This window comes from Gallicola sp. Sow4_E12, from assembly GCF_052116305.1.
Taxonomy (GTDB): domain Bacteria; phylum Bacillota; class Clostridia; order Tissierellales; family Peptoniphilaceae; genus JBQKLI01.
Window position 1 is genome coordinate 172,559 of the sequence record NZ_JBQKLI010000001.1, and the last position, 16,072, is coordinate 188,630.

Sequence of the window (16,072 nt, forward strand, 5' to 3'; positions counted from 1 at the left end):
TCAGATATTGTTTAAGTCTAGAACATTTTTATTTTTAATAATATAATCTGCAGCAGAGATTATAGTTAGGATCAAAGAAATATAAATAAATATCGTATCTAAAGGAAATGTAAAACGAAGCAGCAGCGTTTCTTTAAACAACAATAATATAATCGCAATAAATTGAGTTGTTGTTTTAAACTTGCCCCAGATGCTTGCAGCTATAGTAACATTATTTGAAGCAGCCAATACTCTAAATCCTGTAATAATAAATTCTCTAGCAACAATGACTACTACAATCCAAGCAGCTATTTTTTCTAACTGGATCAGCATAATAAGAGCTGTTGTTGAAAGAAGTTTATCTGCGAGAGGATCCATAAATTTTCCGAAATTTGTTACAAGATTGCGGCTTCTTGCAAGATATCCATCTATAAAATCCGTTAATGCAGCTCCGACAAATATAATCCCTGGAATTACACTATCTAGGCCTGTTATTATAATCGCTATTACAAATACTGGAATCAGCAACATTCTGAATGTCGTTATTTTATTGGCTATATTCATCTGTTTCTCCTTCTTCTATTTCATCATATAAATAATTTTTATCTTTCAGCACTTTTCTAGGTTTGCTTCCTTCATAACCGCTTACAACACCGTTTTCTTCCATTTCATCGATAAGCCGTCCGGCTCTAGCGTATCCTATTTTTAATTTCCTTTGAAGAAATGAGATTGACGCAGTCTGTTCTTGAACTACAAGGTTTACAGCTTCGTCGTATAAATCATCATTGCTGGAAGCTTTAATAGATTCTTCTTGAACTTTTTTGATCTCCTCTAAAATGACTTCATCATAATTTGTTTCATTCTGATCCTTAATATAATTTACAATATTTTCAACTTCCCGATCCGATACAAAGGCGCCTTGTATTCTTTTAGGTTTACTTATTCCCGATGGGAAGAAAAGCATATCTCCTTTTCCTAATAGTTTTTCAGCTCCTGATATATCTAATATTGTTCTGGAATCGATTTGAGAAGTGACCTGAAAAGAAATCCTAGAAGGAATATTTGCTTTTATTGTACCTGTGATTACGTCTACTGTAGGTCTTTGAGTAGCAATAATCAAATGAATTCCACAAGCTCTTGCCATTTGTGCCAATCGGCAAATAGCATCCTCTACTTCACCGGCTGCTACCATCATAAGGTCTGAAAGCTCATCGATAACGATGACGATGTAAGGCAAATGTTCTAAGGAATGATCCTCGTTTTTTCGGTTATAAGACTTTATATCCCGTACATGATTTTCTGAAAATATCTGATATCTTCTTTCCATTTCCCGAACAGCCCAGTTAAGTGCAGAACTGGCTTTTTTAGGATTCGTCACTACAGGTATAGCTAGGTGTGGAATTCCATTATAAATACTTAATTCAACAACTTTTGGATCAATAAGGATTAGTTTAACATCCTCTGGCGTGCTATGGTAGAGAAGACTTATAAGAAGGGTATTTATACATACCGATTTTCCGCTTCCAGTTGCACCTGCTATTAATAAATGAGGCATAGAATCGATCGAAGATACAACGGCTTTTCCTGAGATATTTTTCCCTAGTACAAGAGGCAGTTTTGTTTCGAAATTTCTAAATTCATCTGATGTAATGATTTCTTTTAATAAAACATTATCTTTCAGCTCATTAGCAACTTCTATACCTACTACAGATTTTCCTGGAATCGGCGCTTCGATTCTTATTTCCGATGAAGCAAGATTTAAAGATAAATCATTAGCCATATTTACGATTCGGCTTACTTTAACACCTGGAGCCGGCTGTACTTCATAACATGTAACTGTTGGACCTGTGTTAATCTGAACAACTTTAACTTTAATTCCAAATTCTTCTAAGGTCTTTTCGATAGTATCAGCTTTTTGTAGTACTTCTTCCTTATTATCAATTTTCTTAACCGCTGGATTTTTAAGCAGTTCTAATGGCGGTATTTTATAATTTTGATTATTTTTTTCGATATTTAAATCAAAATCCTCTACTGTCATTTGTTCCCCAGAGTTTTTATAATCTACAATAAGAGGCTGTTTTTTCGGGGTGTTGGAAGTTGTATCTTTCTTTGCTATTTCTCTCTTCTCTACTATTGGAATATTCTTTTTCTTTGGTATCTTGATTTCTTCCTTATTATTAATATTTTTTCTCGAGGTTGAATCGTTTTTAATCTTCATTACAGCTGTTTTCGCTTTCTGATAAACAATCTTTACAATATCTCTTAATTCATAAAGAAATTCTCGAATCGTTAATCCAAAAATCTCCAGTCCGCAAAGGAAAAAGCATAATATGAATGCAATATAGATTCCAAGATCGCCTATCATTTTGAAACTAGCGTAGCTTAAGGCTGCTGCTATAACTCCATATCTTGGCTCATTAGCGTTCAACTGCCATTGAGGATCAAAGCGATCCAAAAAAGCAGTGCCATACTTAAACCTGTTATCTAAAAAAATCAGCAATGCAAAAGACAGAACTATACAAGCAATGATTTTTTTTCTATATCGGCCTATTTTATCAGGAAAGATAAAACTTGCAAGAAGGGCGGAGATAAGCAGCGGCAATACATAGCTGCCCAATCCAAAGAGATAAAAATACATGTTTTTAAGCCCTTTCCCTACAAAACCAATATTTTCATTAAAAATAAAAACATAGGATATCAAAAAAAAGAGTATCAAAAAAGCATATACTGATGTTTTATTAATATTCAGTTGTTTGTTTGCTTTCTTACTTGTCTTTCTTTTTTTTCTCATTTTATACGCTCCAAATATTTAGCGGACATTAAAGTCCGGTATGTCCGAACCCTCCATCTCCTCTTTGGGTATCTTTTAACTCTTCTGCTTCTTTAAACTCAATTCTCTCATATTTTGCTAAGATCATTTGCGCAACTCTTTCACCATGAGAAATTACAGCTTTTTCTTTTGACAAGTTTATAATGGGAACCATAATTTCACCCCGATAGTCGCTGTCAATCGTTCCTACAGCATTTACAAGAGTAAGTCCTTTTTTAATCGATAAACCGCTGCGAGCTCTTATTTGAATTTCATATCCTTCTGGTATTTCCACAAAAATTCCAGTGGGTATCAAAAATCGGTCTAAAGAATCTAATATAATATCTTCCTGAAGATCAGCTCTAATATCAACTCCGGCCGATCCTTCAGTAGCATATTCTGGCAACGGGTTCGTACTCTTGTTAATTATATTTATAATCATAGTTCCTCCTTATGAGAAAAGACATAGATATAGCATCTATGTCCTTTTTAGTCATTATTCTTGTTCTTTTTCTTTTCTTTCCGGTCTCGGCAATAAAGCTTTTCTAGAAAGGTTGATTCTGCCTTGTTTATCGATTTCAGTAACTTTAACCATTACTTCATCTCCTACAGACAACACATCTTCCACTTTATTAATTCTTTCATCGGCGATATTAGAAATGTGAATTAAGCCTTCTTTACCAGGAAGAAGCTCTGCAAAAGCTCCGAAATTCATAATCTTTGTAATCTTAGCAAGGTATGTTTCTCCAGCTTCTACTTCTTTAACAATATCTTCAATCATTTTAACAGCTTTTTCGCCATTTTCTCTATTTACAGAAGTTACATTTATGGTACCGTCATCTTGGGTTTCAATAATAACTCCAGTTTCGTCAATAATTTTATTTATTACTTTCCCCCCTGGTCCGATAACTTCTCGTACTTTATCCGGATGAATTTTAATCGTAAGAATTCTAGGAGCATATTTTGAAATATCAGCTTCTGGTTCTGCAATAAGAGCTGTCATTTTATCTAAGATGAATAGTCTTCCTTTTCTAGCTTTTTCCAAAGCTTCTTTTAGAATTTCCTCGCTAATACCGCTGATTTTTATATCCATCTGTAGTGCAGTAATACCTTCTTTTGTTCCAGCTACTTTAAAGTCCATATCCCCTAAGTGATCTTCTAATCCCTGAATATCAGAAAGGACAACCACGTTATCATCTTGTTTGATAAGACCCATTGCAATACCTGCTACAGGAGCTGAAATAGGCACACCTGCGTCCATTAAAGATAATGTCGATCCGCAGATAGATGCTTGAGAACTGGATCCGTTTGAACTAAGAACCTCTGATACTACACGCATTGTATAAGGGAAATCTTCCTCTTTTGGAAGGACAGGAATAATTGCTCTTTCTGCTAATGCACCATGGCCGATCTCTCTTCGTCCAGGGCTTCTTAGAGGTTTAGTATCTCCTACACAAAATGGAGGGAAGTTATACTGATGCATATATCGTTTGTTTTCTTCTTCGATTAATCCGTCTAATCTCTGTACTTCTCCAGGTGCACCTAAAGTAGTAATGGATAATACTTGAGTTTGTCCCCTTGTAAATAAACCTGATCCATGGGCTCTAGGAAGCAGACTTCGTTCACAAGTGATTTTTCGGATTTCATCTAAATCTCTATTATCTGGACGAACATGGTCCTCTACAATTAAGCGTCTGACCTCTTCTCTTTCGATATCATCAAGAATTGCTTTTATTTCTTTATCTTTATCTTCGAGCATTGAAAAATGCTCTAATGTTTCTGATTCTAGTTCCCCTAGCTCATCTTGTCTAGCCATCTTATCAGGATTTTTTATCATATTAATTAGGCGTTCTTCTGCAAATTCGCGAACACTTTTATTTAATTCTGGATCTACTGCTTTAATTTCATATTCTTTCTTTTCTTTACCGCAGTCTTTTTGAATATTACTGATAAAGCGGCATATATTTTTAATCTCATCATGGGCAGCTAGTATAGAATTTAATATCATTTCTTCAGATACGATATTGCATCCTGCTTCTACCATCATAATAGCTTCTTCTGTTCCTGCAACTGTTAATTCAAGATCTGATTTTTCTTTTTCTTCCTGGTTTGGAAATAATATGATTTCTCCATCGATAATACCTACACTCATAGCTGCTGTAGGGCCCATAAATGGAATATCAGAAATTGTCAGTGCAACGGATGATCCAATCATCGAAAGTATATCAGGAGTGTAATCCGGGTCGACAGATAGTGCCGTAGCGATTACTTGTACGTCATTATGATATCCTTCTGGAAATAATGGTCGCAACGGTCTGTCGATCAAACGTGAGGTTAGTATTCCTTTTTCTGTAGGACGTCCTTCTCTTTTGATAAATCCGCCAGGGATTTTACCGACAGAGTATAGTTTTTCTTGGAAATCACAACTTAAAGGAAAGAAATCCACACCTTCTCTTGGTTTGTCGGAAGCAGTAGCTGTTACGAGAACGATACTGTCCTCATATTGCACTAAGCAAGCACCGTCTGCCTGTTCTGCTACTTTCCCGATTGTAATTTTTAACTCTTTGCCTTTAAATTGATATGAATATTCTTTTGTCATTTTTCCTCCAATAAAAGATTTGCTTATAACTAAAGATAAGAGCGGTTAAGACCGCTCTTATCTTTAGAACCTCATTCATTAACCACGGATATTTAATCTTTTGATTAAGTCACGATATCTTTCGATATCCTTAGATTTAAGATAGTTAAGAAGACCTCTTCTGTTACCAATCATCTTAAATAATCCCCTACGAGAATGGTGATCACTTTTGTGAGTTTTTAAATGTTCTGTTAAAGAACTGATTCTATAGCTTAATAATGCTATTTGAACCTCTGGAGAGCCTGTATCTCCCTCTGCTGTTTTGTACTCATCGATAATTTGTTTTTTTTCTTCTGATGTCATCATAATAATGATTCCTCCTATTAATTTTATTCACCGCTGCTGTTGAAAACGTTGAGGACTCGTATAACAACGCAACAGTACAAGTATTATAGTAACATATCTGTGTATAGTTGTAAATCTTTCTTAGAAATATAAATCTTGTCTTTTTCAAGCTGCTGAATCAACTCATTGGCAGATGGAAATCTGTCATTTTCCCTCATATATTCGATGAAATACAATTTCTGAGTTTTTCCATAGATATCTTCTGAAAAATCGAATATATACGTTTCAATTTTTTTTTCTACTTCATCAAATGTTTTATTCTCGCCTAATGCAGTCATAGACAGATAGTGGTTCCCATTGACTTCGCTGATTGTAAAATAGACACCTTCCTTGGGCAAAATATAGTTTTGATTCTCTAAATTTGCTGTGGGAAAGCCTAGAAGATGTCCTCTCGCTTCTCCATGAACTATTTTTCCTTTTATACTATAGGGTCGGCCAAGGTACCTATTCGCTAATTCAACATTTCCAATTTCGAGCAGATTTCTTATTAACGTACTTTTTATAAGCTTTTTATCAAGACAAAAGTCATTTATTTCAATAAGTTTAAATTCTTGATCGACATAATGCTCTTCTAGATAACGAATATCGCCTTCTCCTTTATAACCAAATTTATAATCCCTTCCTACAACGATACCTTTGCATTTTGTTTTTGTAATAATAAAATCAATAAACTCTGCCGGAAGCATCTTAGAAAAGTCTATATCAAAATTCTTTACAAAAACAATATCAACTTTTTCTTTTTTTAGAATTTCAATTTTATCTTCCAAAGTCGTCAACACGAATTTTTTACTGCTCGGATACAGTACCTTGCCAGAATGATCTTTGAAAAGAAGAACTGCACTTTTTAGATTCTTTTTACAAGCTTCATCTATCATAGTAGAAATTAATTTGATATGACCTAGATGCAATCCATCAAAATTTCCTAATGCCAGTATAGTCTCTTCTGAATTTTTAATTTTACTATTGTCTAACTCAATAATCTTCATAACTTCCTCTAATGCAATAATTTTTTTACTTTAATAATATTTGAATGGTTGCTTTTTAATACTTCACCGATACCAATAAATTCATTCCTGCAGTAGATCAGATTTTGTTCCATTGGATCTAAAGAGGTAGATATTTTTGCTCCATTTAGAATAAGATTATATTTCTCATCGTCTACTTCAATTTTTGGCAAATGAGACAGTGCCTTTTCCATAGGAAGCATAATATCTTCTATCGATTCTATATTATGCTCAATCTGTTCTAGGGTTAAACAATTATCTATGGATATGCCTGATGAAAGAGTACGCAATAGAAAAGACATAGTGCCGCAGGTATCCATAGAACGAGCAAGATCTTTCAGAAGAGTTCTAATATAGGTGCCTTTAGAACAACGTATCCGTATAAGAGCTTTATTTTCATATTTACGAAGCAGCTCTGCCTGATAAACTGTAACGCGGATCGATTCGCGAGAAATAATTTCGCCTTTTCGCGCATATTCATATAACTTTTTACCTTTGATTTTCTTAGCAGAATACATCGGTGGAATCTGCTGGATTTCTTGATTATTTATTTTATCTATTGAAGATATTATTTCATCTCTTGTAGGAATTTTGTCTGAATAATTTAATACTTCTCCCCAGATATCTTCAGTAGCAGTTTCTATTCCGAATGTAATTTCAGCGATATATTCTTTCGGCTGAAGCATCATATAGTCGCTGATTTTAGTTGCTTTTCCGATACAAATAGGCAGTGCGCCTGTGGCATTTGGATCAAGTGTACCGGAATGGCCGATCTTTTTAGTTTTTAAAATTCCTCTTAATTTTGCAACCACATCATGGGAAGTAAAACCTGTTTCTTTAAAAATTGGCAAAATCCCATTAAGATTTCCATTCAATTTCTTCGAACCTCTCTAATAACTTGTTTTTCACTTCTATTAAGCTTCCCTTAATACTGCATCCAGCAGCGAAAGTATGTCCTCCTCCGCCAAAATCTGCAGCAATCTTACTCACATCAAGATAAGTCTTGCTTCTTAAACTCACTTTAAATTCGTTTTGTATTTTTTCTTTTATCAATACAGAAAGCTCAACACCGCCGACATTTTTGTATTCGTTTACTACTTCATCAACTTCCGATATGGTTGAATTATAGTCGGAAGCTTGTTTCAATGTAACAGAGGACAGTACTAATTTATTATCAAAATAGAATTCAGATTCCGAAAGTATCTCTATTTTCAATCTTTTGGATTCTATCGATTCGTTTTCATAAAGGTAATACATGATCCTTCTTTTATCTGCACCGCATTCTATCAACTCGGATGCTGCTTTTAATGTAGAATCTGTAGCTGCTGGATATAAAAAACGTCCTGTATCTGTACAGATCCCTGTATAAAGACTATCCATAGAGGACGTGGGAAGCGGAAATTTACCGTGTTTTATTAATTCATATACGATCTCGCATGTTGAGCTGTAGTCGCCTATTACTAAGTTAATATCGCCATAATATTCATTGCTCTTGTGATGGTCGATATTTATAATTTTAATCGTTGGGTCGTTGAAAAGTATTTCAACATCTCCTAATCGTTCTTTGTTTGCACAATCTACTGTGATATAGAGATCAATATTGTCTGGAATTTTATCTGTCATTTTGTCCAAACCTTTTAGGAATTTTAGGTATTTTGGAATCTCATCTAGTTGAAGCAGGGTAACTTCTTTTCCCATTTTTTCTAAAGAAAGACCTAAACCAATAAGAGAGCCTAAATTATCACCATCTGGACTTAGATGAGAAGAAAGCAGAATTTTATCTGCTTTCTCGACTTCATTTTCAATCTCATTGAAAATATTATTCATTTTTATGATCCTTATCGTGAATTTCTTCAATCAAATTGTTGATATGGATACCTCTTTCGGTAGATTCATCTAATTTAAAGACTAATTTCGGTATTTGGCGAAGCTGTACAGCTTTGGCAATTTCTTTTTTGAAGAATCCGGAAGCTTGTCTAAAACCTTCGAGAGTCTCTTCTTTTTTTGCTTCATCTCCTATAACTGAGATGTATACAGTTGCAAAACTTAAGTCATTTGTAACGTGGACTTCCGTAATACCTGTGTTTATCGTATCAATTCTTGGATCCTTTACGTCATTATACAAACTTGTGGATATAATTTTTTTTATTTCAGCTGATATTCTATGAACTCTTTTATTATTCATATTAACCTCTATCTTTTTACTTCACTCATGATATAAGCTTCCATTTCATCGCCTTCTTTGATGTCGTTGTAATTTTCTAAACCAACACCGCCTTCATAGCCGGTAAGAAGTTCTTTTGCATCATCTTTGAAACGCTTCATGGAAGATACATCTCCTTCAAATACAACTACATTATCCCGTATTAATCGAATGGTAGATTGTCTTGTTAATTTTCCATTTGTAACGTACACACCAGCGACGTTTCCAATATGAGGTACTTTGAATACTTGTCTAACAGTAGCACGGCCTAAAACTTCCTCTTCAAATTTAGGATCAAGCATACCTTGAATAGCGTTTTTAACATCTTCAATTGCATCGTAAATAACTCGGTACGTTCTAATATCGACCCCTTCATGTTTTGCCATATCCATAGCACCCTGAGAAGGTCTAACATTAAACCCGATAATTACAGCTTTAGACGCAGTAGCAAGCATTACGTCAGAATCTGTAATTCCTCCTACGGCACCGTGAATGATATTTACCTTTACTTCTTCATTGCTTAATTTATTTAAAGATTGTCTAACAGCGTCTATAGTTCCTTTAACATCTGTTTTTACAATAATATTCAAGTCCTTGAGAGCGCCTTCTTCAATTTTTGAGAATAAATCATCAAGAGATATATTATCTCCTTGGTGGATCATTTCTTCTCTTTGGACATCTCTAACTCTATCTGCATAAGCTCTAGCGGTTTTTTCATCTTCAACTTCGTATAATTTCCCCCCTGCTTCTGGAACTTCAGAAAGACCTAAAATTAATACAGGGATTGAAGGACCGGCTTTTTTGATTTTTTTGCCTTTATCATCAAACATAGCACGAACTCGTCCGCTTGCTTGTCCGGATACAACTTCATCTCCTAAACGAAGCGTTCCTTTTTCAACTAATACCGTTGCAGTTGGTCCTCTTCCTTTGTCAAGCTGAGCTTCAACAATAGTTCCTACTGCTTTACGATCTGGATTTGCTTTAAACTCTTCCATATCGGATACCATCAGGATCATCTCTAAAAGATCATCGATTCCATCACCTGTTTTGGCAGATACTGGAACGATTATGGCATCTCCGCCCCATTCATCCGGCATTAGACCGTTGTCAGCCAGCTCTTGTTTAATACGCGCATCATTCGCATCTGGCTTATCCATCTTGTTTACAGCTACAATAATCGGCACTTCCGCCGCTTTTGCGTGATTGATCGCTTCTATGGTTTGAGGCATAACACCATCGTCAGCAGCTACTACTAAAATAGCAATATCTGTTACCTGTGCTCCTCTAGAACGCATAGCAGTAAAGGCTTCGTGGCCCGGAGTATCTAAAAACACAATTTTGTTTCCATCTATATTTACAGTATAAGCCCCTATATGCTGAGTGATTCCTCCAGCTTCGCCGCTTGTAACATGGGCTTTACGTATTCTATCTAATAATGAAGTCTTGCCGTGATCAACATGGCCCATAACTGTAATTACCGGAGGTCTTGGTTTTAATGTTTCTTCCGCATCTTCGTAATCTAAATCGAAATCAGATTTAACTTCTTCCGGTTCTTTTAATGCAACTTTTTTATTAAATTCATCAGCTATTAACTCTGCAGTATCAAAATCAACATCTTGATTTTGATTGGCCATAATTCCTAGCTGTATCAATTTTGAAATTAATTGAGTAACAGATACATTTATCGCTTCCGCTAAGTCTTTTACTGATATAGATGCTGGTATATACGTCACATCTGACTCTTCTTTTTGTTTCTTATTTTGTTTTTCTTCTGAAGCCTGGTTGGTAGAAGCATTCTTGTTTTTTTGTTTCGACTGTTTATGTCTTTGTTTATTTCGTTTGGAAGAATTGGATTTTTGTTTTGACTTTTCTTTCTTTTGAGTATCTGCTTTCTTCTCATTGTCTGCATTCTTTTTATTTTCTGCTTTTTTAGCAGGTTCTTTCTCCGATTTTTCCTCAACAGAATTAAACTTTTTAGATAATTCCTCTTTCGCTAATTGATAGCTTTCATCATCTAATGCTGCCATATGGCTTGTGATTTTAAAACCTAACTCATTTAGCTCAGAAACAGCTTCTTTTGCAGGAATATTCAGCTCTTTGGCTAATTCATAAACTCTTATTTTCTTCATATATAGCTTCCTCCTATTTCGCATTCACGTTTTTTACATAATCTTTTATCTCCTCATATAAATTTTGCGTGATTTCAGTTTTTAATGCGTGTTCTAACTTATGGTTCTTTTGTGCTAATTCAATACAGGAAGGATCTTTGCAGATATAAGCTCCTCGGCCGTTCTTTTTACCGGTCGGGTCTGCTAATACTCCTTCTTCTTTATTATTGACTATTCTTATGAGATCATTCTTAGCCTTGTTTTCTCCGCAGGCTATACATTTTCGCATAGGAATTTTTTTATTCTTCATTTTCAGCCTCGCCTAAATCTATCATTTCTTCTAATTTGGAAAGCTGATCGGAAATTGTATTGTCCATATCTGAAGCAGAGTTTAGGTACCCTTCTTCTCCTTCATATTGAACCTCGATAGCTCCATTCTCAATTTCATTTTGATATTGTTCATTTCCTTTAATATCAATTTTCCAGCCTGTTAGCTTAGCAGCTAATCTAGCATTTTGACCTTCTTTTCCGATCGCTAATGATAATTGATCTTCCGGTACTATAACTCTTGCATTTTTATTTTTTTCATCAATAAATACTGATTCTACAGTTGATGGACTTAAACTATTTGCTAAAAACACTTTAATATCTTTGTCATAGACAATAATATCTAATTTTTCTCCCCGTAATTCATCAACAAGGGCTTTAACTCTTGTACCTTTAAATCCAACACAGGCTCCTACTGGATCAATGTTTTCATCCTTTGTAAAAACAGCCAGTTTCGTTCTAGAACCTGCTTCTCTGGCTATAGAAAAGATTTCTACAACACCGTCGCTGATTTCTGGAACTTCCAATTCAAGAAGTCTCTTTACAAGACCGGCGTCCGTACGAGATAAAATAACTTGGGCGCCTTTAGTCGTATTCTTTACTTCTTTAATGAAGAGTTTTACTCGATCATTAATTTTATAATTTTCTGTTTTAATCTGCTCCGCAGGAGGTACAACTCCTTCTACCCGGCCTAGGTCTATATATAGACTTCCCCTGTCGATTCGTTGAATCGTACCTGTAATCATTTCTTTTTCCCGGTCAATAAATTCATTATAGATAATGTCCCGCTCAGCATCTTTAATTTTTTGTATCACAATATTTCTAGCAGTCTGGGCTGCTATTCTTCCAAAATCACCGGGTGTAACTTCTATACTGATTTCATCTCCCAGCTCCACATTTGACCTGATCTTTTGGGCTTCTCCAATATTTATTTGACCGATTGGATCCTCTACAGATTCTACAATTTCTTTAATAGCAAACACTTTAATTTTCCCTGTGTCGCGGTCAATTTCAACTGAAACATTCTCTCTGTCGTCGTAATTTTTTCCGTAACTTTTTATAAGTGCTTTTTCCAAGGCATCAAAAATTATCTCTCTTGGAATACCTTTTTCCGATTCAATTTCTTCTAATGCTCTTATAAATTCCTGATTCATTAATATACACCTGTCCTAGTTAAAATAATGATAGTATAATACTAGAAATCTTTTCTCTTTCTATACAGATTTCCTTGTTTTTCTTCGTTTCTATGTGGATATTATCTTCATTGAAATCTTTTAAGATTCCCAACCACTCTTTTTTTCCATTCAAAGGCATATATAGTCTCACAACTACCTTCTTGTCTAAATTACGTCTATAGTCTTTAGGATAGCGGAATTCCCGTTCGATTCCTGGAGTAGATACTTCTAAGTAATAGGATTCGCTTATAGGATCTGTCCGATCCAGCTCATCGCTTATAACTGAGCTTGCTTTTTCGCAGTCTTCAACAGTGACTAGTTCGTCGCTTATATTATCGATATAGAAACGCAGTACATTTCCCATTGATTCAGGTTGGTACTCTACTTCAACTATTTCATATCCTAATGATTTAAGCATTTTACCAAAGTGATTACTGCACCACTGCAAAAGATTTTTATTCTCCATATAAATTCCTCCTAATCGAATCCTAAACAAGCTTTTAAAATATAAAAGCATCTTAACTGCCAATCGGTAAACTTTTGATAAATGGACAATAAAGAAGAGTGGGATACCCCCACTCTCTCCATTTCTCAAATTTATCTAATAATATTATATCAAAATTATGCGATTCTATCAACTATTTACGGAGACTTTTAGGTTTAGACAGGAGTTCATAGTAAAGAAACATTTCTTTAGGAGAGGGTTTATCCTTTTTGCCATCCTTTTTCTCAACCATTATGCTGTCTTTGTTGCCTTGCAGCTTTCTGTCTGCCGAAGGTTTATCCTTTTTCTCCACAATATCCCATGAAATTTCTTTTGCTGCTGGAAATTGTTTTTTTATAATTTCTTTTCCCTTTTGTTCTGCCGGTTTCTTAGTCTCTTCATCGAGATCTGTGAAATACTTTTTAAGATCTCTTTCTCTAAATTCAAAAAATTTTGATTTTTTGCTCTGTTTCTGCTTATTTTGGGGTCTCCTTGAAATTTTTGAAAATATGACATAAGCTCCGATCGCTATAAGCAAAAGATCTAACATCAGAACTAATCCTCCTTATTCGTAGTTTCATTTGAATCTGCGAAAGATTCTCTCATTTTAGTATCCGATACAATATTATTTAAATTATAATAATCTAAAACTCCTAAATTCCCATTTTTCAGCGCATCAGCTATTGCTAATGGTACCTTAGATTCTGCTTCTACAACTTTAGCTCTCATACTGCGGACTTCTGCTATCATTTCCTGTTCTTTCGCTACAGCCATAGCACGGCGCTCTTCCGCTTTTGCTTGAGCAATTCTCTTATCTGCTTCTGCCTGATCTGTCATAAGCTTAGCTCCGATATTTCTTCCGACATCGATATCCGCAATATCTATAGACAGGATTTCAAAAGCAGTTCCCGAATCCAGACCTTTAGTTAAAACAGTTTTTGAGATCGAATCTGGATTTTCTAGAACATCTTTGTGGCTTTTAGCAGATCCGACCGTTGTAACTATACCTTCTCCTACTCTGGCTATAATCGTTTCCTCTCCTGCACCGCCGACTAAACGATCGATATTCGCTCTAACAGTGACCTTTGCTTTTGCTAAAAGTTCTATACCGTTTATAGCTACAGCTGAAATCTGCGGTGTTTCGATAACCTTAGGATTAACCGAAACCTGTACAGCCTCTAAAACATTTCTGCCAGCTAGATCAATAGCGGCCGCTCTCTCAAATTCCAATGGTATCTCTGCTCTTTGAGCTGCAATAAGAGCGTCTACCAATGTATTAACATTCCCCCCGGCTAAATGATGAGCTTCCAATTCATTTGTGCTGAGAACCAAACCCGCTTTCGTAGCCTTAATTAATGGGTTAATGATTTTGCTAGGTGTAACTCTTCTTAATCTCATTCCGATAAGATTAGAGATTTTCACTTTTACGCCAGAGAAAAATGCTGTGATCCATAATCCCACTGGAACCATTGTGAAAAGAATTCCTAAAAATATAAGAATTATAAACGCGATTAAAATAATAAATACTAATTCCATTTAATACCTCCTTACTTTTACAATATTGCCATTTACCGATACAATAACAATTTTTTCGCCTTTATCGATAAATTCTCCAAATGTAACTACATCAATGCGGCGTTCGCCTACAATCATAACCCCTGACGGACGAAGTGCTGTTTCTGCTGTTCCAACTTCTCCAATCACCGCCTTTTCTTCGTTATATTCTTCGTCTTTCTTAGGTTTTGTAACCCTTAAGATAATCGGTTCAAAAAGCTTGTGCTTATACCCTTGTTTAATGAAGATATAAAGAATTATAGTTGAGACGATGATAGCAATACTTAATGTTAATACAGCAGTAAATATGTCTCCTATTGCTAGGAAAATACCCAATATTATAAAGCCTAAACCCGCTATCCCGATAAAGCCGAAACTCGGCACAAAAATTTCAATACCCAGCAAGAGACAACCGATTAAAAAGATAATAATATGTATCATTTCCGCATTTCCTAATGTAAAGTTCAGATAAAAAAAACCGATAAAAGATAATAGCGAAAAGATACCTGCAATTCCGAAAGTAGGCAGAAAGATTTCAATAATAAATAATACTACTGCCGCCACTAAGAGTACAATCGACAATACACTTGTATTTTCTGCTAACGATAATGATGCTGCAAAGGTTTTACTTGAAATAGAAAACAATGAAATGATCATCATGAGCATAAATAGACCTATTTTTTTATTTTTCATATATATCCCCCTCTTCTATTATACATTAAATACTATACAATGGAATTTTGAGTAGAAAAAAACTGCTCTGAATAAACAAAGCAGTTATAATTTAAATTAAAATTTTTTCTTTTTACGTCTAGCCGCCTCAGATTTCTTTTTTCTCTTTACGCTAGGTTTTTCATAGTGCTCTCTTTTTCTGTATTCAGATAAAACACCAGATCTGGCACATTGTCTTTTAAATCTCTTTAAGGCGCTATCTAATGATTCATTCTCTCCAACTTTAATTTCTGACATAATCTATCCCTCCCCTCTTTTCTTGCAAGAGTACTCCTAAGAGTAGAATAATACCCTAATAGTATATACTACCTTTAATCAATATGCAAGAGATTTAACCGGGTGGCCATTGTAAACTTCTTCCGGCCAAAACATGGAAATGAATATGATGTACAGTTTGACCTCCATCATTGCCGCAGTTATTAACAATTCTATAACCATCCTCTGCAAAACCCATCTCCTTCGCCAACTTAGCAACAGCTGCATAAATACCTCCTATTATCGAAGCATTAGCGCTATTGATTTCATTAGCTGAACTAATATGTTCTTTAGGGATTACTAGAAAGTGTACAGGTGCTTGTGGATTTTGATCGTTAAAGGCAATTATTTTATCGTCTTCATAAATTGCATCTGTCTCAATATTGCCTTTAACTATTTCACAAAAAATACAGTTCATCCTTTCACCTCCTTTATCAATTATATCAAATGGATTAGGAT

Annotated in this window: 18 protein-coding genes; all 18 read right to left on the reverse strand. The window is 34.9% G+C overall.

The features are described 5' to 3' along the window. Positions 1–543: a CDP-diacylglycerol--glycerol-3-phosphate 3-phosphatidyltransferase gene (gene pgsA, locus ACTQ46_RS00805; protein WP_441746684.1), complete on the reverse strand. Its 543-nt coding sequence runs from the start codon at positions 541–543 to the stop codon at positions 1–3. Beyond that, entirely contained in the window at positions 527–2,770 is a 2,244-nt protein-coding gene (locus ACTQ46_RS00810; RefSeq protein ID WP_441746685.1) for a DNA translocase FtsK, read from the reverse strand. The genes pgsA and ACTQ46_RS00810 overlap by 17 nt, the downstream gene beginning before the upstream one ends. Before the next feature lie 28 nt (positions 2,771–2,798). Next, positions 2,799–3,230 (reverse strand): dUTP diphosphatase, encoded by a 432-nt coding sequence (dut, locus tag ACTQ46_RS00815; RefSeq protein WP_441746687.1) that lies wholly within the window; start codon positions 3,228–3,230, stop codon positions 2,799–2,801. A 54-nt stretch (positions 3,231–3,284) separates the two neighbouring features. After that, on the reverse strand, positions 3,285–5,387 hold the full coding sequence (gene pnp / locus ACTQ46_RS00820) for a polyribonucleotide nucleotidyltransferase (RefSeq protein ID WP_441746689.1): 2,103 nt from the start codon (positions 5,385–5,387) through the stop codon (positions 3,285–3,287). 78 nt (positions 5,388–5,465) lie between these two features. Continuing rightward, complete coding sequence (gene rpsO / locus ACTQ46_RS00825; RefSeq protein ID WP_441746691.1) at positions 5,466–5,732, reverse strand: 30S ribosomal protein S15; 267 nt, start codon at positions 5,730–5,732, stop codon at positions 5,466–5,468. 83 nt (positions 5,733–5,815) lie between these two features. Then, positions 5,816–6,757, reverse strand: a complete 942-nt coding sequence (locus ACTQ46_RS00830) for a bifunctional riboflavin kinase/FAD synthetase (protein ID WP_441746693.1) — start codon at positions 6,755–6,757, stop codon at positions 5,816–5,818. Between the two features lie 8 nt (positions 6,758–6,765). Further along, on the reverse strand, positions 6,766–7,650 hold the full coding sequence (truB, locus tag ACTQ46_RS00835; protein WP_441746695.1) for a tRNA pseudouridine(55) synthase TruB: 885 nt from the start codon (positions 7,648–7,650) through the stop codon (positions 6,766–6,768). Further along, entirely contained in the window at positions 7,634–8,602 is a 969-nt protein-coding gene (locus ACTQ46_RS00840) for a DHH family phosphoesterase (RefSeq protein ID WP_441746697.1), read from the reverse strand. Before ACTQ46_RS00840 ends, truB begins: the two co-directional genes overlap by 17 nt. Then, the gene (gene rbfA / locus ACTQ46_RS00845) at positions 8,595–8,960 is read right to left on the reverse strand and encodes a 30S ribosome-binding factor RbfA (protein ID WP_441746699.1); all 366 of its coding nucleotides are present in this window, start codon (positions 8,958–8,960) and stop codon (positions 8,595–8,597) included. Before rbfA ends, ACTQ46_RS00840 begins: the two co-directional genes overlap by 8 nt. An 8-nt stretch (positions 8,961–8,968) precedes the next feature. Continuing rightward, complete coding sequence (gene infB, locus ACTQ46_RS00850; protein WP_441746700.1) at positions 8,969–11,107, reverse strand: translation initiation factor IF-2; 2,139 nt, start codon at positions 11,105–11,107, stop codon at positions 8,969–8,971. A 13-nt stretch (positions 11,108–11,120) separates the two neighbouring features. Then, positions 11,121–11,396, reverse strand: coding sequence for an RNase P modulator RnpM (gene rnpM, locus ACTQ46_RS00855; RefSeq protein ID WP_441746702.1), 276 nt, complete (start codon positions 11,394–11,396; stop codon positions 11,121–11,123). After that, positions 11,386–12,567, reverse strand: coding sequence for a transcription termination factor NusA (gene nusA / locus ACTQ46_RS00860; RefSeq protein ID WP_441746704.1), 1,182 nt, complete (start codon positions 12,565–12,567; stop codon positions 11,386–11,388). Before nusA ends, rnpM begins: the two co-directional genes overlap by 11 nt. Before the next feature lie 19 nt (positions 12,568–12,586). Beyond that, entirely contained in the window at positions 12,587–13,054 is a 468-nt protein-coding gene (rimP, locus tag ACTQ46_RS00865; protein WP_441746706.1) for a ribosome maturation factor RimP, read from the reverse strand. A gap of 172 nt (positions 13,055–13,226) precedes the next feature. Continuing rightward, complete coding sequence (locus ACTQ46_RS00870) at positions 13,227–13,622, reverse strand: hypothetical protein (RefSeq protein ID WP_441746708.1); 396 nt, start codon at positions 13,620–13,622, stop codon at positions 13,227–13,229. Between the two features lie 5 nt (positions 13,623–13,627). Next, entirely contained in the window at positions 13,628–14,608 is a 981-nt protein-coding gene (gene floA, locus ACTQ46_RS00875; protein ID WP_441746710.1) for a flotillin-like protein FloA, read from the reverse strand. Beyond that, entirely contained in the window at positions 14,609–15,319 is a 711-nt protein-coding gene (locus tag ACTQ46_RS00880) for an NfeD family protein (protein ID WP_441746711.1), read from the reverse strand. It abuts the gene before it with no gap. A 96-nt stretch (positions 15,320–15,415) separates the two neighbouring features. After that, positions 15,416–15,595 carry a 30S ribosomal protein S21 gene (gene rpsU / locus ACTQ46_RS00885; protein WP_441746713.1) on the reverse strand — a complete coding sequence of 60 codons (180 nt, stop codon included), beginning with the start codon at positions 15,593–15,595 and terminating at the stop codon, positions 15,416–15,418. 94 nt (positions 15,596–15,689) lie between these two features. Further along, on the reverse strand, positions 15,690–16,031 hold the full coding sequence (locus ACTQ46_RS00890; RefSeq protein ID WP_441746715.1) for a histidine triad nucleotide-binding protein: 342 nt from the start codon (positions 16,029–16,031) through the stop codon (positions 15,690–15,692). Positions 16,032–16,072: the final 41 nt, after the last annotated feature.